Below are 18,315 nucleotides of genomic sequence, written 5' to 3'. Positions count from 1 at the left end.
GGCTCAACCCCTCTGCAATCCGGCCGCGATGACGGCCCGCCCGATCGGCGCCGCGACCGATCCGCCGGTCGCGGCGAGCGCGCGGTCGCCGCCGTCCTCGACGATGACCGCGATCGCGACGGTCGGGTTCTGTGCCGGCGCGAACCCGATGTACCAGGCGTGCGGCGGGGTGTTGCGCGGATCGTTGCCGTGCTCGGCGGTGCCCGTCTTGGAGGCGATCTGGACGCCCGGGATCTTCCCGCCGCCGGCCGTGTTGTTCTCGGAGCCGATCATCAGCTGCGTCAGCGTCGCCGCCACCTCGGGCGACACGGCCCGGCCCAGCGACTTCGGCGACGTGGTCGCCAGGTTCGACAGGTCCGGTCCCTGCAGCTGCGACACCAGGTGCGACTCCATCCGCATGCCCCCGTTGGCGATGGTGGCCGCGATCTCCGCGTTCTGCAACGGAGTGAGCGCGACGTCACGCTGCCCGATGCTGGACTGGCCGAGCGCGGCGTCGTCGGGGATGGGGCCGATGGTGCTGTCCGCCACCGGGATCGGGATGCCCGGAGTGCCCGGTCCGATACCGAACGCCGACGCCTGCTCGGCGAGCGCGTCGGATCCGGTCTTGATGCCGAGCTCGACGAACGCGGTGTTGCACGAGCGGGCGAACGCCTCCCGCAGCGACGCCGTCGGCCCGCCGCCGCACGTGGTGCCGTTGTAGTTCTCGAGCGTGGTCGACGTGCCGGGCAGCGTGATGTTCGGTGCGGCCGTCAGCTGCTCGTCCGGGTTGGCGCCGTTCTCGAGCGCGGCCGCCGTGACCACGACCTTGAACGTCGACCCCGGCGGGTACGTCGCCGACACCGCGCGGTTGAGCATCGGCTTGTCCGGATCGGAGCTGAGCTCGTCCCACGCCGCGGACGTCTCGGCGCCGTCGTGGCCGGAGAGCCGGTTGGGATCGTAGCTGGGGGTGCTGGCCATCGCGAGGATGTTGCCGGTGCTCGGTTCGATCGCGACGACCGAACCGGTGTAGCCCTTCGCGGTCAGCTCGTCGTACGCGACCTGCTGCATCACCGGGTCGATCGTGCTCACGACGTTGCCGCCGCGCGGATCGCGGCCCGAGACGAGGTCGAAGAACCGCTTGCTGAACAGGCGGTTGTCGGAGCCGTTGAGGACCGGGTCCTCGGCCTTCTCGAGGCCCGCGCTGCCGTACTGCATCGAGTAGAAGCCGGTGACCGGGGCGTTCGCGAGCGGGCTCGACGGCGCCGCCGGGTTCGGCGGATAGGTGCGCAGGTACTTGTAGCGGTCGTCGGTGGGCACCGACGATGCCAGCACCTGCCCGCCGGCGGAGATCTGACCACGCTGACGCGAGTACTCGTCGAGCAGCACGCGCGAGTTCCGCGGGTCGTTGCGCAGATCGTCGGCCTTGATGACCTGCACGTAGGTGGCGTTGGCGAGCAGCGCGACGACCATCACCATGACGGCCAGCGCGACGCGGCGCAGGGGAGTGTTCATTGGCGACCCAGCATTTCCGTCGGGGCGTCCGCAATGGGTGCGGGCCCCTTCTTCTTGGGGGCTGCGGGGGTGCGGGCCGCGTCGGAGATCTTCATCAGCAGTGCCAGCAGCAGGTAGTTCGCGAGCAGGGACGACCCACCGTACGACATGAACGGTGTGGTGAGACCGGTGAGGGGGATCAGCTTGGTGACGCCGCCGACCACCACGAACAGCTGGATCGCGATCGTGAACGACAGGCCGGCCGCGAGCAGCTTGCCGAAGCTGTCGCGCACCGCGAGCGCGGTCCGCAGCCCGCGGATCACGAGGATCAGGAACAGCATGAGGATCGCGGCCAGGCCGATCAGGCCCAACTCCTCACCGATCGCGGCGATGATGAAGTCGGTCTTGGCGAACGGCACCTGTGACGGGCGTCCGCTGCCCAGACCGGTGCCGGCGACGCCGCCGGTCGCGAGCCCGAACAGCGACTGCGAGATCTGGTAGCCGGTGTTCTGGTAGTCGCCGAGCGGGTCGATCCACGTGTCCACGCGCACCCGGACGTGCCCGAACATCTGGTACGCGAAGAAGAACCCGATGATCAGCAGGACCCCGCCGATCAGCAGCCAGCCGACGCGTTCGGTCGCGATGTAGAGCATCACCAGCACGGTGCCGAAGATCAGCAGCGACGTACCGAGGTCCTTCTCGAACACCATGATGCCGACCGAGACGACCCACGCCACCAGGATCGGGCCGAGGTCGCGGGCGCGGGGCAGGTCCATGCCGAAGAAGTGACGGCCCGCGGTGGTGAACAGATCGCGCTTGGCGACCAGCACCGCCGCGAAGAAGATGATCAGCAGGATCTTCGCGAACTCGCCCGGCTGGATGCTGAAGCCCGGCAGCCGGATCCAGATCTTGGCGCCGTTGACCTCGGAGAAACGCGCCGGCAGCAGCGCCGGGATCGCGAGCAGTACCAGGCCCGCGAGTCCCACCGTGTAGCTGTAGCGGGCGAGGAGTCGGTAGTCCCGCAGCAGGATCAGCACGGCGATGAAACCGCCGAGCGCGAGTGCCGTCCACATCACCTGCTGGTTGGCGTCGGGCGACGGGATCGGCAGCCCCTGGTACACCGCGTTCTCGGCGTCCGCGAGGTCGAGTCGATGGATCAGCACCAGGCCGAGCCCGTTGAGCAGGGCGACGATCGGCAGCAGCAGCGGATCGGCGTACGGCGCGTACCGGCGCACCGCGAGGTGCGCGACGAGGAACATCGCCGCGTAGGCCAGCCCGTACTTGGCCAGGTCCCACGTCAGGGTCTGCTCCTGGCTGGCCTCCACCAACACCAACGACACCGTCGTGACGACGATGGCGCAGCAGATCAGCAGTAGTTCGGTGTTCCGCCGGGTCGACTGGATCGGCGGGGGAGCGAACCCGCCGGGCGGGCTGGGGAACGGAGCGTCGGACGTGGACATCAGCTACCGGTCCTGCAGTTCTGGCCGGGGACCTGTTCGATCGGCGCCGGTGCCGGCTCGGCCGGGGGAGCGGCCGTCGGCGGCGGCGCGCCCTCCGGGGTCGGCGCCGGGGGTGCCGGTTCGCCGGTGGGGGCCGGGGYGGGCGCAGGGGCGGGACTCGGGGTGGGTGCGGGCTCGGGCGTGCACACCGGCAGCAGATCGCTGGCGGCGAGCCGGCGCATCTGCTCGGTGGCGTCGTCCTTGGTGCCCGACGGCAGACCGGCCCGGACCTGTTCACGCGCGGACGGCTGCAGGTCCTCGACCTTCATCACCCGGCATTCGGTGGGGAGCTGGTCGGGGTCGACGAGCGTGAGGGTGCCGTCGTCCGCGACACAGCCGACGAACGCGCTCTTCTGCAGTTGGTAGCCGAGGACCGAACCGGGAATCCCGCGCAGCACCGTGACCCGGTCGTCGGAGGCGCCCACGTAGTAGTAGCTGCGGATCATCGTCCGGCCCACGATCAGACCGACCACGACGACCACGATCAACCCGAGGCCGACCAGGGTCCAGCGCAGCTTGTGCGACTTCTTCGGCGGGGCCTCCGGCGCCGGTGCGACGCGCTTGGGGGTGGCGCGCGGCGGGCGCATTGCGGCGGCCCGGCCGGCGGCGGTGTTCGGCGGCGGGGTGTCCTCGTCGTCGTCATCGGAGGCCGCGCCCCCGACGATGGGGTGACTCTGGCCGTAGTCCAGGTCGATGACGTCGGCGACGATGACCGTCACGTTGTCGGGACCGCCGCTGCGCAACGCCAACTCGATGAGGCGATCGGCGCATTCGTCGTTGGTGCCCTCGCGCATCGTGTTCGCGATGGTCTCGTCGCTGACGACGTCGGACAGGCCGTCCGAGCACAGCAGGTACCGGTCGCCGGCGCGGGCCTCGCGCATCGTCAGCGTCGGCTCGATCTCGTTGCCGGTGAGCGCGCGCATGATCAGCGACCGCTGCGGGTGGGTGTGCGCCTGCTCGGCGGTGATGCGGCCCTCGTCGACGAGGGACTGGACGAACGTGTCGTCGCGGGTGATCTGGGTGAGCTGGTCGTCGCGCAGCAGGTAGGCGCGCGAATCGCCGATGTGCACCAGGCCCAGCCTGCTGCCCGCGAACAGGATCGCGGTGAGCGTGGTGCCCATGCCCTCGAGCTCGGGATCTTCCTCGACCTGGTCGGCGATCGTCGCGTTGCCCTCGTGGGTGGCCGCGTCGAGCTTGCCGAGCAGATCCTCGCCGGGCTCGTCGTCGTCGAGGTGGGCCAGCGCGGCGATCATCAGCTGCGACGCGACCTCACCGGCCGCGTGCCCGCCCATGCCGTCGGCGAGCGCGAGCAGCCGGGCACCGGCGTACACGGAGTCTTCGTTGTTGGCGCGGACGAGACCGCGGTCGCTGCGGGCCGCGTAGCGGAGAACCAGGGTCACGGGCGGAGCTCGATCACGGTCTTGCCGACGCGCACCGGCGTACCCAGCGGGACGCGCACCGCGGTGGTGACCTTCGCCCGATCCAAGTAGGTGCCGTTGGTGGAGCCCAGATCCTCGACGTACCAGTCGGCGCCGCGCGGCGACAGGCGCGCGTGGCGGGTGGACGCGTAGTCGTCGGTGAGGACGAGCGTCGAGTCGTCGGCACGGCCGATGAGGACCGGCTGCGTGCCGAGCGTGATGCGGGTGCCCGCGAGGGCACCCTGGGTCACCACGAGATTCTTCGCGACCTTCTGTCGGCCGAGCGACGGCAGCACCGACGCGGTGCGCGTGTACCGGGGCGCTACCCGGCCACCGCCGGCGCCGGCGTAGATGTCACTGCGCAGCGTCTTGATGACGGCCCAGACGAAGAGCCAGAGCAGCAGCAGGAAGCCAGCTCGCGTCAGTTGGAGAATCAGTCCCTGCACTGCTCGACACCTCCTTCGGGGGCACGGCCGCGCGGATGCGCAGCCGGGGCATTTTCAGCTGGCTGCATCATATGTGGAAGCCGCCGGTGGTGATCATGATCTTGCGCCGGGCCCGGTGTCCCGAGCCGCTGCGCGCGCTGTTGGTACGAGGTGTCCTAGGTGGTCAGAGGATACGCACCAGGATTTCGGAGTGTCCGGCGCGAATCACGTCACCGTCGGCGAGCTGCCAGTCCTGGATGGGCGCGCCGTTGACGGTGGTGCCGTTGGTGGAGCCCAGATCCGCCAGCATCGCGACCTGGCCGTCCCAGCGGACGTCGAGATGGCGCCGGGACACGCCGGTGTCGGGAAGGCGGAACTGCGCGTCCTGCCCGCGTCCGACGATGTTGCTGCCCTCGCGGAGCTGGTAGAAGCGCCCGCTGCCGTCCTCGAGCTGCAGGGTCGCGGTGAGCGTGCGCCCGGCCTCGGGGGCGTAGCCGGCCTGGTAGCCCTGGTCGTACCCCTGCTGGCCGTAGGCCTGGTTGTAGCCGGCCTGCTCGTAGCCGCCCTGGTAGCCCTGGTCGTACCCCTGCTGGCTGTAACCCTGCTGGTCGTAGCCGCCCTGATAGTCCTGCTCGTATCCCTGGTTCTGGTAGCCCTGGTCGTAGCCGGGCTGGTTGTAGTCCTGGTGGTAGCCGGGGTACTGGCCCGGGTACGGCTGCTGCGCGTCGTACTGCTGCTGGTAGTCCTGCTGGTAGCCGCCCTGGTCGTAGCCGCCCTGCTGCGGATAGCCCGCGTCCTGCGGATAGCCGGCGTCCTGCGGGTAGCCGCCCTGCGGTGCGGCCCCGTACGCCTGCTGGCCGTAGCCCTGCTGGTAGTCCTGCTGGTACTCGGCGGCCGGTGCCGTCTGCTGATCCTGTCCGGGGTGCGCGCTGCCGTTGTGCGGGTACTCGCGGTCCTGGCCGCGGTCGTCCCTGGGCTCGCGGCCGGGCTCGTAACCGGAGTTCTGCGTCATGGGGCCTGCTCCTGGGGTCGGTGATACGGGTACGGGGGCGCGTCCTGCCCGAGGGTCGGGCCCGGATCCGGCGGCCTTGCCGCGGCGTGCATCCGGATCGACCGATCCCATCGTGCGGAACTGCCCGGTGTGCAGTGTCGGTGACGCCTCGAAACGGACGTCGATGTCACCGTAGGTCTGCCACCCCTGTTCGCGGATGTATCCCTCGAGGTGTCGCGCAAAAGATTTCACAGTCAGCTCGTGATCCGACGCCAGCTTCTCGTGATCGGACTCGTTGATGGTGATCACGTAACTGTTCGGGGCCAGGTAGTGGCCGCCGTCGAGCTGCTGGACGCGGTCGGTGGCCTCGCGCTGCAGCGCGGCTTCCACTTCCTGAGGTACGACGCCACCGCCGAAGACGCGCGCGAAGGCGTCTCCGACGGCCCCCTGAAGCTTGCGCTCGAAACGTTGAACGATCCCCACGGCATAACCTTGCTGTTGTTGGTCGCGGTCTGTCTGCGTGTCGCGGCGGCAATACTGCCTGCCACCGCCCTTGCATGATATCCGGACACCCTGTCGGAGGCGGTCCGGTAGCCGACCCGGAACCTCGCTTTTCGCCCCCTACCTGCACGAATCGTCATTTTTGAGGAGTGCATGCTAGTGTTTTCCACGTCGCTCGGGCGAGTGGCGGAATGGCAGACGCGCTGGCTTCAGGTGCCAGTGTCCTTCGGGACGTGGGGGTTCAAGTCCCCCTTCGCCCACAATGAACGAGGTCACGAACTCGAAAGAGTCCGTGGCCTCGTTTTCGTTTCGGGCCACCGGTCGTCGACGTGTTCGCAGAGTTCCCCGATGGGGCTGATCCTGACGTCGCCGTGCGGATCCACCCAGACCGGTTCCGTTCCGTGCAGCCGAGGCACGAGCAGATGGCGACCCAGACTGCGGCTTCACCGAACTCGGCATCCATCGTCAGACCGTGGCCGGCGTTGAAGCCGCTGACACCTCGAACGCCCTGCCAGCCGATCGAGACGTGGTACTCGCTGTCGAGCGAGAAGTCCCAGACGAGACGATCGACGTTCACTTCCCGCCCGTACCGCAGGCATCGGAGATCGCGTGCGACAGCGCCGAGTGCCCGCACCCATGCCCCGGGTGGGTCGAAAGCCGGGTTTCCGTCCGGTTCGGCGGCGCTGTCGTGCATCGGGATGCGCCACACCAGGCTGTCGTGGTTCCACGGATCAGGAAACGGCATGACGTCATCTTTGCGTGTTCCGGGCGTCCGATGAGCCTCTGCGCCCATTCCTTCTCTATCGGCGCGGCATTCCGTCGCTTGCGGCGAGGAGTGGGCGCTCAGGCCGACTGCGCAGCGCCCGCGACCACCCGCCCCCGGTCGCGCACGGGCACGGCGAGGCCGAGCGTCCGACGCGGATCTCGTCGATGCCGCGGATAATCGTTTGTTCGTCCCCCGGGCCGGTCGTATCGTGGCGGTGATTAGCTGTCCGAACGATCGAAGGGATAGGTCCTGCTATGGATCCGATCACCGAACGCGACCTCCGCGCATCGTTCGTCAACTGTTCGAAAGGCGACGCGAAGCGCCTGCCCGCGCCGCGTGATCTGGACGGCCGGCCCTGGGACGACCTGGACTTCCTGGGCTGGACCGATCCCGCCTTCCCCGGCCGCGGCTACGTGGTTCTGCCCCGCGCGGACGGCGCGGTCGGCGTCGCGATGCGGTTCGAACCGAACGGCTCCGGCAAGTCGCAGATGTGCGCGATCTGCCTCACCACGCACACCCGTGGCGGTGTCGCGCTCATGACCGCGAACAAGGTGGGCGAGTCGGGGCGGGCGGGGAACTCGGTGGGCATCTACATGTGCATCGACCTGGCCTGCTCGCTCTACGCACGCGGCAGGAAGAAGCCCACGCTCGGCAGTCGGTACCGCGAGGACCTCAGCCCGGAGGAGAAGACGGAACGGGTCCGCGAGAACATCAACGCGTTCGTCGACCGGTTGTACGCCTGACCGACCGCCGACCGGATCAGTCGGGCGCGGCCGTCTGTGAGAGCGGCCGGTCGGCTTCGGGAGGCCGCCGCTACTGGACCTGTTGTCGTCGCACCATCTCGGTGATCCAGATGGGCGCGGACGGGGACGTACAGTTCGGGGGAGTCGGGTAGTTCCCGAGCACCCTCAGGCGGTCACCGATGTCGATCGCGTCGGCCCGGAGCTCGGCGTGACGGGGACACAGCCCGCCCGGCTGCGGCGGGGGAGGACATGCCCGGCCGATCTTGCCGCGAAGAGCAGGCCGACCAGTGCCAGCCCGGTCGCATCGCGGATCCGGTACCGGCGGTTGTCGCTGCACACCCGCTCGAGTTCGCTCCGGGGAATCGGCCGTGATGTCACCACCGGTTCGCCGGACGCCACCACCGTCACGCGCAGTTCGTCCGCAGGCACCGGATTCACCACGGATCCGCAGACGGTCTCCGTCTGACCGACACTGTCTGCCGGAACCGAGTAGGTCGCGAATATCGCTGTCGCGCTGCCGGAAAGCGCCAGAGCGGCGACGACGGCACACGTGAACCCGAACAGATGCCAGTACCTGCTGCGCCGGCGTTCACGCCACCAGGCAACGGTGAGCGCGGCGCCGACGGCGGTGGACAGCACCCAATGCCACCACGGGGAAGCGCCGATCAGGAGGTACCCCGACCACGCGACGGCCGCCCAGAAGGCTGCGGTGATCCAACCGGTGGATACGCGTTCCGAGCGGTGTTCCTGGAGCGTCACCACCGCAGTCTCGCAGCTGGGTTGCGGGTTCGGCGCCACTTCGGGCCGCGTCTGCTCAGGTGGTCGCGCCCGCCACCACCCGCCCCGCATAGGCGCGCAGCAACTCCACGAGCTCGTCGTCGTCGACCGCGAGCCGCCCCGTGGGGCCGATGGCGGCGAGGCACCCGACGACGGCGCGCCCCCGGTCGTGCACGGGCACGGCGAGGGCGGAGCGTCCGACGCGGATCTCGTCGACCTCGCGGGCCGGCTCGCCGCGCCGGATCACCGACAGTTCCAGTTCCAACGTGTCCGGGTCGGTGATGGTGCGGGCGGTGACCTTCCGGAGCGGGCCGGACGCCAGGTCGGGTCGCGACGCGAGCAGCAGTTTGCCGATCGCGGACGCGTGCGGTGCGTTCACCAGTGTCCGCTCGCCGCTGAGTTCGTGGTCGGGGTCGCGGTCCACCAGGCGCACCCGGCCGGCCGTGTACGACGCGAGGTACACCCCGTACCGCACCTGCGCGCGCAGCTCCTCGAGCACGACGCGGTTGTCGACGGGGGTGGCTTGTTCTGCGGCCCCGGCCAGTTCGCGGGTGCGACGGCCCAGGGCGAACCCGGACAGGTCGGCGATCCGCACGAGGTAGCCGTCGGCGACGAGGAGGTTCAGCAGTCGATAGGCGGTCGCCGGCGGGATGCCGGCCAGGGCCGCGATGTCTTTCGCGGACGCGCCGGAGCCCAGTCGGGCGGCGGCCTCGAGCAGTGCGAGGGCGCGCTGCACCGCACGCGGTTCGTTCCCTCCGAGGTCGCGGACCGCCATCAGCGTCCGCCCCGGCCGACCAGGATGGTCTCCCCGGTCGCGTCGGCGGCGAACAGCCCCGCACCAGGCAGGACGTCGGCGGTCTCGGCGCTGTCGAATGCACCCATCCGCAGCAGGGCGTCGGGCCGGCGACGACGTAGATGAGCGCGCCACGACAGCCCCGAAGCGAGGATCACGATCACCGCGATCGGCACCACGTACGACGCGTCGATCATGTTGACGTACAACAGGTATCCGAGCACCGCTACCCCGGCGCCGCTGCCGAGCGCGCCGGCGGCGAGCACTCCCGGTGTCTGCTCGCCGATCCGGCTCAGGAACAGGACCGACGCCACCGCCACCACGACGTACGCGACGATGACCGCGCCGCGCACCACCAGCCGCAGGTCCCCGAACACGACACCTGTGCCGAGTATCGCGAACGTCCCGCCGCCGAGCATGACGACGCCGACCACGAGCGTCAGCGCGACGTCCGGCGTGCGGAAGGAGCGGTGCACGCGGGCACACCACGACGGCAGCACCCGCTCGACGCCGAGCGAATACACCAGGCGCGACGCGGCATTCGACGACGACATCGCCGACGCGAGCCACGAGCAGCACAGTCCGACGTTCAGCACGATCACCACCAGCGGGCTCACTCCGGTCGCGGTGCCGTGCAGGTACGCGTTGACGAGGGTGTCGCTGCGMCCGGTCCACGCCGACCATCCGGCGAGCACGAACAGCGAACCGCAGATCACCGGCGTCAGCAGCACGGTGCGGGTGACGGTCACCAGCGGTCGGCGGGCCTCGGGACCGAAGAAGGCGGCGCTCTCGAATCCGGCGAGCGCGAACAGTGCCGCGAGCATCAGCGCGAGCATCCCGTGCCCCGACGTCGGTGGGACGATCGCGACCTGGGAGGCGCTGTCGCCGAACAGCATCAGGCCCACGATGAATGCGAGTGAACAGGTCTCGATCGCCAGGATGGCGATCGCGGCGAAGCGCACGCTGCGCACCAGGCACAGCAGGATGCACACCGCCAGAACGGGATACACGATCGGTGCCGGTGCCCCGATGCCCGCGAACGCGAACAGCGCGATCACCGCCTGCCCGCCGTGGTAGAGCGTCATCACGGCGCTGCCGACGTACTTGACCAGCATCGCGACCGCCGCGGTGAGGGCGGCCCGTGACCCGGATCCGCGGAAGGCGAAGCTGTGGAGCCCGCCGGCCGCGGCCATGCGCCGGGTGAACTGCGAGAGGCAGAATGCTATGAGGGTGACCGCGACCGTCGCGGCCAGGATCGTGAGCATGCCGCCGAGCAGGTGGCCGTGGGTGAGCATCGTGACCGGCAGTACCACCATCGACACGGCCGGCGCGGTGGTCGCGACCGACTGCGCCAGCACCTCGACGCCCGACAGCTGCCGGCGGCCGAGCGCCCGCATCGGCGACAGCGCAGGCCGCCCGGGTTCACGGACGGTGAACGAGCGCGCGATCGCGTCGGTGAGTGCGGACATAGCGCGTGACGCTAGTCCGGCTGTGTAACAGGGATATTGCCGGCGTGCTTCCACCGATCGCACCCGCCCGAGACGCTTTGAGCACGCAGTGGCCCGCGTTCTCAGTCGGCCGCGCTGAACCGTTTCACCGGTGACAACTTCCCGACCCGAGCCGTCTCCAGGATGAGTCCCAACGGATCACCCGGATCGCCGGGCGGACATTTGGGAGCGTGAAATGGCATTCACACGTAGATCTTTCATGCAGGCGCTCGGCGTTACGGGTGGCGCGGGCCTGGCGTACGGGGCGATGTCCTCGATCGGTCTGGCGCCGGCCACCGCGGCGACGCCGAGGCGCTTCCAGTCGCTGGCACCGGGTGACCTGGTCGGTTCGGTCGCGGGGGATCACTCGGTGGTGATCCTCGGCGGCGGACCGGCGGGGCTGTGCGCTGCGTACGAGATGCGCAAGGCCGGGTACAAGGTGACCGTGCTCGAGGCGCGGACCCGGCCCGGTGGCCGCGTGTGGTCGGTGCGGGCCGGTACCGAGGAGACGGATCTGGGCGGCGAGACCCAGAAGTGCACGTTCTCCGAGGGCCACTTCTTCAACCTCGGCGCCACCCGCATCCCGCAGGGGCACATCACCCTCGACTACTGCCGCGAGTTGGGCGTCGAGTTGCAGATGTTCGGCAACCAGAACGCCAACACGATGGTCAACTACACGGGCAGCCGGCCGCTGGCCGGCCAGTCCATCACCTACCGGGCGGCGAAGGCCGACACGTTCGGGTACATGTCCGAACTGCTGCAGAAGGCCACCAACCAGGGCGCGCTCGACGACGTCCTCACCAAGGGGGACAAGGACGCACTCTCGGAGTTCCTCACCAGCTTCGGTGATCTGTCCGACGACGGTCGCTATCTCGGTTCGCCGCGCCGCGGCTACGACACCGAGCCCGGCGCCGGTCTCAACTTCGGCACGCAGAAGCAGCCGTTCGGGATGCAGGATGTCATCCAGAGCGGTATCGGCCGCAACTTCGCGTTCGACTTCGAGTACGACCAGGCGATGACGATGCTGACTCCGGTGGGCGGCATGGACCGCATCTACTACCGCTTCGCGGAGGAGATCGGCGACAGCCTCGTCTACGGTGCGGAGGTCACGTCGATGAAGAACGCCCCGGCGGGCGTGACGGTGGAGTACAGCGTCGGCGGGCAGCGCAGGTCCGTCACCGCGGAGTACGCGATCTGCACCATCCCGCCGCACCTGATCGAGCGGCTCGACAACAACCTGCCGTCCGAGATCATCACCGCGCTGCGGGCCGCGAAGCCGTCGTCGTCGGGCAAGCTCGGCATCGAGTACTCCCGCCGCTGGTGGGAGACCGAGGACCGCATCTACGGCGGTGCGTCGAACACCGACCGCGACATCTCGCAGATCATGTTCCCGTACGACCACTACAACTCCGACCGCGGCGTCGTGGTCGCGTACTACAGCTCGGGGCGACGCCAGCTCGGATTCGAGTCGCTCACGCACCGGCAGCGTCTGGCGAAGGCGCTCGCCGAGGGCTCGGAGATCCACGGCGACAAGTACACCCGTGACATCTCGTCGTCGTTCTCCGGTTCGTGGCGGCGCACCAAGTACTCGGAGTCGGCGTGGGGGCGTCGTGGGCCGGGGCCGGGGACTCGCACGGTGGCATGGCCACGCCCGAGTACACCAAGCTGCTCGATCCGGTGGACCGGATCTACTTCGCGGGCGACCACCTGTCCAACGCCATCGCGTGGCAGCACGGCGCGTTCACGTCGGCCCGGGACGTCGTCACGAACATTCATCAGCGTGTGGCCCAGGCCGCCTGAATTCCAGTCACATTCGCAGAGGAGCCACCATGAAATCCGTTGCCCGCAAGACCTTCGCCGCCACCCTCGCCGCGTCGGCGCTGCTCGTCACGGCGACCGCGTGCTCGTCCGACACCGCCGAGGCCGAGACCACACCCGGGAGCACCTTCGTTTCCAAGTCGGTTCTCGAAGTGGGAGAGGCGAATCCGATGATCGCGCAGGGTGTCGCGATAGGCGCGAACACCGCGGTCTACAAGACCAGCGGCATCGGACCCTCCGCGTCCGACAAGTCGGCGCCCGAGGGCACCCCCGAGTCGTACATCGACAGCCAGTTCGGCGGGGGAGTGCTCCCCGCCGGTGTGACGGTCACCGAGGCGCAGGGCATAGGCGTGCTCGAGAAGATTCGCGACAATCTCGAAGCCCAGGGACTGACGCTCGAGGACGTCGTCACGATGCGGGTGTTCCTCGACAACGCCCCCGGCACCGACCGGGCCGACTACGCCGGCTGGAACCGCGCGTACCGCCAGTTCTTCGCCAACACCAACCTCGAGACCGGCGACACCGTGCTGGTCCCGATGGGCACCGCGGCGCCCGCCGCGCCGATCGAACGGAACAGCGCCCGCCCCACCCGGTTCGCGCTCGAGGTCGGGACGCTGCCGGTGGCGGGCTGGCTCGTCGAGGTCGAGGTGGACGCCGTCTACCCCGACGGCAAGGAGCCGTCCTGATGGGCGCGCTGAGCCCGGGGCACTGGGCGATCGTGGCGGTGGTCCTGCTGGTGCTGTTCGGGTCGAAGAAGCTGCCCGACGCCGCCCGCGGCCTGGGCCGGTCGCTGCGCATCCTCAAGAGCGAGGTCGGTGAGTTGCAGGCCGACGACCAGTCGACCGAGGTCGGGGCACCGGAATCCGCGAAGCGCCTGTCGGCGTAGTTCCACCGAGAAGAGAAGCCGCGCAACGGAAATCTGTTGCGCGGCTTCTTCACGTCCGGAGGCCGCCGGTCACGGCCGGGGCCAGGGCCGTCCGCCCATTCTCTCGATGTCGGTATTGAACCGTTTGAGGTAGGCGGCGAAGGCGGCGACGTCCTCGGCCTCCCAGTCCTCCATCATCTTGTCGAGCGCCGTGATGCTCCCCGCCCGTTCCGCATCGAGGCGGGCCTTGCCCTCCGCGGTGATGCGGAACTTGCGGGCCATCCCGCCCTCGGGGTCGGGGATACGTTCGAGGAGTCCGCTACCGAGCATCGAGGTGGTCTGCCGGTGCAGGGTGGAGGTGTCGAGGCCGAGGGCGTCGCTGAGCTGTCCGATCGACATGGGGCCCTCGATGTCGATGCGGCTGAGCAGCACGTAGGCGCTGCTGTCGAGGTGGCCGCCGCTGCGGCGGGGGCGCGGGCTGTTGTGGTGCACGTGTCGACCGAGCAGCATGGTCTCGAAGTCGATCAGATGCGTGGGTTTCTGCATTTCGGTCCTCTCACAACCCGCATCGGTCCTCGGCGCTCGATGCCCTCCCATTGTGCCCCGCGAAACCGGACATATCACCCTAGCTGGGATTTTGCGCGATACAACTCGATTGCACGATACAAGTTGGTTGTATGCTGCAACTAGTTTGAGTAACGAAATCCGTTGATCTTAGAAGTTGGGAGTCCCGTGGACAGCTCCGCGTCCACCGCCCGTTCGGGCGGCATCGTCACAGTGCTGGCGGTAGCCGGCATCGTGGCGGCACTTATGCAGACCCTGGTGGTGCCGCTGATCGGCGACCTGCCTCGCATCCTCGACACGACGGCGTCCAACGCGTCGTGGGTCATCACGATCACGCTGCTCGTCGGCGCCGTCGCGACGCCCGTCACCGGACGGCTCGGTGACCTGCTCGGCAAGCGGCGCATGCTGCTGTTCTGCTCGTTCCCCCTCGCGGCCGGTTCGGTGATGTGTGCACTCGCCGACTCCCTGGCTCCGATGGTCATCGGCCGCGGCCTGCAGGGCCTCGGCATGGGAATGGTGCCCCTCGGTATCAGCGCCCTGCGTGAGCTGGTGCCGCCGCAGAAGCTGGGATCGTCGATCGCCCTGATCAGCGCGACCCTCGGCATCGGTGGCGCGCTCGGTCTGCCGATCTCGGCGGCCGTCACGCAGAACACCAGCTGGCGCGTGCTGTTCTGGGGCTGCGCGGTGCTCAGCGTCGTCATCGGCGTCCTGATCTGGCGTCTCATCCCTGCCACCCCGGCCATGGCCGCGGGCGGCCGGTTCGACTACGTCGGTGCGATCGGCCTCGGCGCCGGCCTGGTGAGCCTGCTGCTGGCCGTCTCCAAGGGTGCCGTCTGGGGCTGGGGCAGCGCGTCGATCCTCGGACTGTTCGCGGCCGCGGTCATCGTGCTCCTGGCCTGGGGATGGTGGGAGCTGCGCACCAGCGATCCGCTGGTGAACCTGCGCCTGGCCGCCGGCAAGCAGGTGCTGCTGACCAACTCCGCGTCCGTCGTCGTCGGGTTCTCGATGTACGCGCAGTCGCTGATCATTCCCCAGCTGCTCCAGCTGCCCGAGTCCACCGGATACGGCCTCGGTCAGTCGATGCTCGCGATGGGTCTGTGGATGCTGCCCGGCGGCTTCGTGATGATGGCCGTCTCGCCGCTCGGCGCGAAATTGTCCGCCGCCCGCGGCCCCAAGGTCACGCTGGTGCTCGGCGCGCTGGTCATCGCCTTCGGTTACGGATCGTCGATGCTGCTGCTCGGGTCGACGTGGGGTCTGCTCGTGGTCGTCTGTATCTCCAACGCGGGTGTGGGCCTGGCCTACGGCGCGATGCCCGCGCTGATCATGGGTGCGGTGCCGCCGTCGGCGACGGGCTCGGCCAACAGCTTCAACACCCTGATGCGCTCGGTCGGTACGTCCGTGGCCGCCGCGGTCGTGGGCGTCGTGCTGGCGCAGATGAGCGTCGACGTCGGCGGTCACACGATGCCCACCGAGGCCGGGTTCCGTACGGGTCTGCTGATCGGCTGTGGTGTCGCACTCGTGGCGGCGGCGATCGCGTCGGCGATTCCCGGCCGCAAGCCCGCCGCGTCGACGCATCCCGTCACGGCGGATGTCGACGAGAAGGTCGCCGCCAAGGCCTGATCAGGGCGTTCGATCCGGGCGATCGGACACTCCGCGAAGAAGTTCCGATCCCTGTGAGACAAACGTTCAACAGGTGCTACTGTTCGTCCTGCACTGGCCGCAGCTGTTCACTCGCTGCGGCCAGTAGCTATTTTGGCCCCCGCCCGCGCCGCGGGTGGATGTTTCACGCGAAACGGGAACCCAGCCTGACGGCGGCGTCGCGCACACCGATCCAGTGCCGCGCGGTCGCGACCCGGCCGACCAGGTGCGACGCCCGGACGAGTCGACGGGTGGGACGCCGCCGCGCCCGGTCGTAGCGGCGCAGCGCGTCGGCGACGCGGTGCTCGGTCAGCAGGCGGCCCAGCGTCACCGCATCGACCATCGCCTCGCACGCGCCGCGCCCCAGATTCGGGGCCATCGAGTGCGCGGCGTCGCCGATCAGCGCGACGTTGCCGCGCACGTACGACGGCAGTGGCGGCGACTCGTAGAGGTCGTGGTGCAGCACGACGTCGGGGTCGACCTGTTCGAGGATCTTGCGGATGTCCTGGTGCCAGTCGCCGAACCGGGCCCGCAGGAAGTCGAGCCCACCGGTCGACTCGGCGGGGGAGCGGACCGCCGCGAACCAGTTCACCAGCCCGCCCTCGCGCGGCGTGATACCGAACAGCGCACCCGGCCCCCACGTCTCGCTCACCGAGGCCGCCTCGCCCGGAATCCATCCGCGCCAGGCGGTCATTCCCGTGTACCCGGGTCGGTACTGCGCCCCGAACAGCACGTCGCGGGTGGCGCTGCGGGTGCCGTCGGCGGCGACGACGACGTCGAACCCGGCGAGCGTCGCGAGGTCGGGGGACGGTGTCGCGAAGCGGACGACCCCGCCCGGCAGGCCGTCGAGCAGCACGCCGTGCAGGGCGGGCCGGGAGATCAGGTAGGCGGTGCGGCGTTCGCTGTCGACCCGTCCGATCACCGACCCGTCCGGCCGCAGGAACGCGGCGCGGCGCTGCATCGCGCCCAGCTTCCGAACCCCGTCAGCGACGCCGGCATCGTCCAGTGCCGCCACCGCCTGCGGCCACACCCCCAGCGCGGTTCCAGTCGTGGGCGGGGCCGCGGACCGCTCGAAGACGGTGACGTCCCAGCCGCGCCGGGTCAGATGGTTGGCGGCCGTGAGTCCACCGATGCCGCCCCCGAGGATCGCTGCGCAACCAGCCATGCGAGGGACCGTACCGGAGGTGTCGCAATCCTCCCGGGCAGCGTTTCACGCCGTCCCCGGATCGTCTGGGTGTTTACAGGCTCGTGGGCACGGCGTCCAATGGAGATGAGAACTGATGCGCCGCCGTGACGGTGAGCGAGGTGGATGTCTGGTTTCGGGCCTGAGAGCGTGCCGGGTGCCGTCGGGAGTCGGCCGGACACAACCATGGTCGTCCCTGGTGGCGATGGCGGCGTCGGTCGCCCGACTCCGGCGATTCGTCGGCTTGGAGAAGGGAATACGCATGATCTCGTTGTCCACATCTGCAGCCGCGGTCGCCGTGTCGGTGGCGGGGCTGATGTTGCCCGGTCCAATTGTCCACGCGGACAACGTCACCACGACGATCTCGGTCGGCGGCGGACCGACTCAGGTGGCGATCGCGCCGGACGGTTCCCGCGCCTACGTCACCAACTACTTCGACGACACCGTCGCGGTGATCGACACCGCCACCGACTCCGTCGCCGCGACCGTGCCGGTCGGCAAGTTCCCCACCGGCGTGGCGCTGAGCCCCGACGGGGCACGGGCCTACGTCACCAACTCCGAGAGCGGCACGGCGTCGGTGATCGACACCGCCACCAACGCGGTCGCCGCCACCGTGCCCGTCGGTGCGAGCCCGGAGGGTGTGGCGATCACGCCCGACGGTTCCCGCGCCTACGTCACCAACTACGACGGCGGCACGGTGTCGGTGATCGACACCGCGGCCAACGCGGTGACCGCGATCGTCCCCGTCGGCCGCCTTCCGTCCGAGGTCGCGATCACTGCGGACGGCACCCGGGCCTACGTCGCCAACCAGGGCAGCGACGAAGTGTCGGTGATCGGGATTCCCCTCGACGTCGTCGTCGGGACCGTTCCGGTCGGTGACGGGCCGTTCGGGGTGGCGCTCACGCCGGACGGCACCCGGGCGTACGTCACCGCCTGGGACAGCGACGCGGTGTCGGTGATCGGCCTCCCGGTGAACGCCGTCGTCGCGACCGTTCCGGTCGGCGACAGCCCGTTCGGGACGGCGGTGACCCCGGACAGCGGCCGCGCCTTCGTGACCAACTACGCGAGCGACACCGTGTCGGTGATCGACACCGCCGCGAACGCCGTCGTCGGGACCGTCACGGTCGGTGACAGCCCGTCCGCGGTCGCGATCACCCCGGACGGCACGCGCGCCTTCGTGACCAACTACGACAGCAACACGGTGTCGGTCGTCGCGATCGAACCCGGGGCCTGATCGGCACCGCTGCAACACCCCCGACACCGCAGCGAGATGCGGCCGCAGCGCGGCCGTAGGACGATCGTGGCGAAGCTGCAATTCGCCGCCCTCCCGGGGACGAAACATTCGTCCTAGGCTGTGACGTGCGCTGCATTCGCCCA

Annotated in this window: 15 protein-coding genes, 1 tRNA gene and 2 pseudogenes; 7 read left to right on the top strand and 11 right to left on the bottom strand. The window is 69.4% G+C overall.

The window, feature by feature from the left end; translation table 11 throughout:
- Positions 1-3: 3 nt before the first annotated feature.
- From AB4Z09_RS14540 to AB4Z09_RS14520, 5 genes are all read right to left on the bottom strand, one after another.
- Positions 4-1,491, bottom strand: a complete 1,488-nt coding sequence (locus AB4Z09_RS14540; RefSeq protein WP_174907197.1) for a peptidoglycan D,D-transpeptidase FtsI family protein — start codon at positions 1,489-1,491, stop codon at positions 4-6.
- Complete coding sequence (locus tag AB4Z09_RS14535; protein WP_114720325.1) at positions 1,488-2,930, bottom strand: FtsW/RodA/SpoVE family cell cycle protein; 1,443 nt, start codon at positions 2,928-2,930, stop codon at positions 1,488-1,490. Before AB4Z09_RS14535 ends, AB4Z09_RS14540 begins: the two co-directional genes overlap by 4 nt.
- Complete coding sequence (locus AB4Z09_RS14530; RefSeq protein ID WP_442240060.1) at positions 2,930-4,369, bottom strand: PP2C family protein-serine/threonine phosphatase; 1,440 nt, start codon at positions 4,367-4,369, stop codon at positions 2,930-2,932. The genes AB4Z09_RS14535 and AB4Z09_RS14530 overlap by 1 nt, the downstream gene beginning before the upstream one ends.
- Positions 4,366-4,833 (bottom strand): FHA domain-containing protein FhaB/FipA, encoded by a 468-nt coding sequence (locus AB4Z09_RS14525; protein WP_114720329.1) that lies wholly within the window; start codon positions 4,831-4,833, stop codon positions 4,366-4,368. Before AB4Z09_RS14525 ends, AB4Z09_RS14530 begins: the two co-directional genes overlap by 4 nt.
- 163 nt (positions 4,834-4,996) lie before the next feature.
- Complete coding sequence (locus tag AB4Z09_RS14520) at positions 4,997-6,286, bottom strand: FhaA domain-containing protein (RefSeq protein WP_174907201.1); 1,290 nt, start codon at positions 6,284-6,286, stop codon at positions 4,997-4,999.
- Between the two features lie 195 nt (positions 6,287-6,481).
- On the opposite strand from AB4Z09_RS14520, the gene AB4Z09_RS14515 reads away from it, so the two are divergent.
- Together AB4Z09_RS14515 and AB4Z09_RS14510 are read left to right on the top strand one after the other, a co-directional pair.
- A tRNA-Leu gene (locus AB4Z09_RS14515) sits at positions 6,482-6,564 on the top strand.
- A 760-nt stretch (positions 6,565-7,324) separates the two neighbouring features.
- Positions 7,325-7,813, top strand: coding sequence for an FBP domain-containing protein (locus tag AB4Z09_RS14510; protein ID WP_114720333.1), 489 nt, complete (start codon positions 7,325-7,327; stop codon positions 7,811-7,813).
- A 70-nt stretch (positions 7,814-7,883) separates the two neighbouring features.
- Here AB4Z09_RS14510 and AB4Z09_RS14505 read toward each other — a convergent pair.
- From AB4Z09_RS14505 to AB4Z09_RS14490, 4 genes and pseudogenes are all read right to left on the bottom strand, one after another.
- Positions 7,884-8,024, bottom strand: a pseudogene (locus AB4Z09_RS14505) (DNA alkylation repair protein); the annotation flags it as partial.
- Positions 7,979-8,572, bottom strand: a complete 594-nt coding sequence (locus tag AB4Z09_RS14500) for a hypothetical protein (RefSeq protein ID WP_442240073.1) — start codon at positions 8,570-8,572, stop codon at positions 7,979-7,981. The pseudogene AB4Z09_RS14505 and the gene AB4Z09_RS14500, both read right to left, overlap by 46 nt.
- Positions 8,573-8,627: 55 nt before the next feature.
- Entirely contained in the window at positions 8,628-9,365 is a 738-nt protein-coding gene (locus AB4Z09_RS14495) for an IclR family transcriptional regulator (protein WP_442240059.1), read from the bottom strand.
- Positions 9,365-10,852 (bottom strand): APC family permease, encoded by a 1,488-nt coding sequence (locus tag AB4Z09_RS14490; RefSeq protein ID WP_442240058.1) that lies wholly within the window; start codon positions 10,850-10,852, stop codon positions 9,365-9,367. Before AB4Z09_RS14490 ends, AB4Z09_RS14495 begins: the two co-directional genes overlap by 1 nt.
- 238 nt (positions 10,853-11,090) lie before the next feature.
- On the opposite strand from AB4Z09_RS14490, the pseudogene AB4Z09_RS14485 reads away from it, so the two are divergent.
- From AB4Z09_RS14485 to tatA, 3 genes and pseudogenes are all read left to right on the top strand, one after another.
- Positions 11,091-12,670: pseudogene (locus AB4Z09_RS14485) on the top strand (flavin monoamine oxidase family protein).
- 29 nt (positions 12,671-12,699) lie between these two features.
- Positions 12,700-13,374 (top strand): Rid family hydrolase, encoded by a 675-nt coding sequence (locus tag AB4Z09_RS14480; RefSeq protein WP_174907211.1) that lies wholly within the window; start codon positions 12,700-12,702, stop codon positions 13,372-13,374.
- Positions 13,374-13,574 carry a Sec-independent protein translocase subunit TatA gene (gene tatA, locus AB4Z09_RS14475; RefSeq protein ID WP_174907213.1) on the top strand — a complete coding sequence of 67 codons (201 nt, stop codon included), beginning with the start codon at positions 13,374-13,376 and terminating at the stop codon, positions 13,572-13,574. Before AB4Z09_RS14480 ends, tatA begins: the two co-directional genes overlap by 1 nt.
- A gap of 69 nt (positions 13,575-13,643) precedes the next feature.
- On the opposite strand, the gene AB4Z09_RS14470 is transcribed toward tatA, so the two are convergent.
- The gene (locus AB4Z09_RS14470) at positions 13,644-14,099 is read right to left on the bottom strand and encodes a MarR family winged helix-turn-helix transcriptional regulator (RefSeq protein WP_174907215.1); all 456 of its coding nucleotides are present in this window, start codon (positions 14,097-14,099) and stop codon (positions 13,644-13,646) included.
- Between the two features lie 186 nt (positions 14,100-14,285).
- Here AB4Z09_RS14470 and AB4Z09_RS14465 point away from each other — a divergent pair, with 186 nt between their 5' ends.
- Positions 14,286-15,737, top strand: a complete 1,452-nt coding sequence (locus AB4Z09_RS14465; RefSeq protein ID WP_114720346.1) for an MFS transporter — start codon at positions 14,286-14,288, stop codon at positions 15,735-15,737.
- Positions 15,738-15,900: 163 nt separating this feature from the next.
- On the opposite strand, the gene AB4Z09_RS14460 is transcribed toward AB4Z09_RS14465, so the two are convergent.
- A complete protein-coding gene (locus tag AB4Z09_RS14460; RefSeq protein ID WP_442240057.1) occupies positions 15,901-16,920 on the bottom strand; it encodes an FAD-dependent oxidoreductase in 1,020 nt (339 codons plus the stop codon).
- Positions 16,921-17,200: 280 nt separating this feature from the next.
- On the opposite strand from AB4Z09_RS14460, the gene AB4Z09_RS14455 reads away from it, so the two are divergent.
- Positions 17,201-18,172, top strand: a complete 972-nt coding sequence (locus tag AB4Z09_RS14455) for a YncE family protein (RefSeq protein ID WP_442240056.1) — start codon at positions 17,201-17,203, stop codon at positions 18,170-18,172.
- Positions 18,173-18,315: the final 143 nt, after the last annotated feature.

This window comes from Rhodococcus sp. TAF43, from assembly GCF_052113525.1.
Classification (GTDB): Bacteria; Actinomycetota; Actinomycetes; order Mycobacteriales; family Mycobacteriaceae; genus Prescottella.
Note: the sequence above shows the minus strand (reverse complement) of the source record. Positions and strands in the feature narration are given on the sequence as shown.

Excerpts from the sequence above, each read along its gene's own strand:
- AB4Z09_RS14510 (WP_114720333.1), top strand. The coding sequence starts at position 7,325 with ATGGATCCGATCACCGAACGCGACCTCCGCGCATCGTTCGTCAACTGT.
- AB4Z09_RS14540 (WP_174907197.1), bottom strand. The coding sequence starts at position 1,491 with ATGAACACTCCCCTGCGCCGCGTCGCGCTGGCCGTCATGGTGATGGTC.
- AB4Z09_RS14460 (WP_442240057.1), bottom strand. The coding sequence starts at position 16,920 with ATGGCTGGTTGCGCAGCGATCCTCGGGGGCGGCATCGGTGGACTCACG.
- AB4Z09_RS14455 (WP_442240056.1), top strand. The coding sequence starts at position 17,201 with ATGATCTCGTTGTCCACATCTGCAGCCGCGGTCGCCGTGTCGGTGGCG.
- AB4Z09_RS14470 (WP_174907215.1), bottom strand. The coding sequence starts at position 14,099 with ATGCAGAAACCCACGCATCTGATCGACTTCGAGACCATGCTGCTCGGT.
- tatA (WP_174907213.1), top strand. The coding sequence starts at position 13,374 with ATGGGCGCGCTGAGCCCGGGGCACTGGGCGATCGTGGCGGTGGTCCTG.
- AB4Z09_RS14535 (WP_114720325.1), bottom strand. The coding sequence starts at position 2,930 with ATGTCCACGTCCGACGCTCCGTTCCCCAGCCCGCCCGGCGGGTTCGCT.
- AB4Z09_RS14480 (WP_174907211.1), top strand. The coding sequence starts at position 12,700 with ATGAAATCCGTTGCCCGCAAGACCTTCGCCGCCACCCTCGCCGCGTCG.
- AB4Z09_RS14495 (WP_442240059.1), bottom strand. The coding sequence starts at position 9,365 with ATGGCGGTCCGCGACCTCGGAGGGAACGAACCGCGTGCGGTGCAGCGC.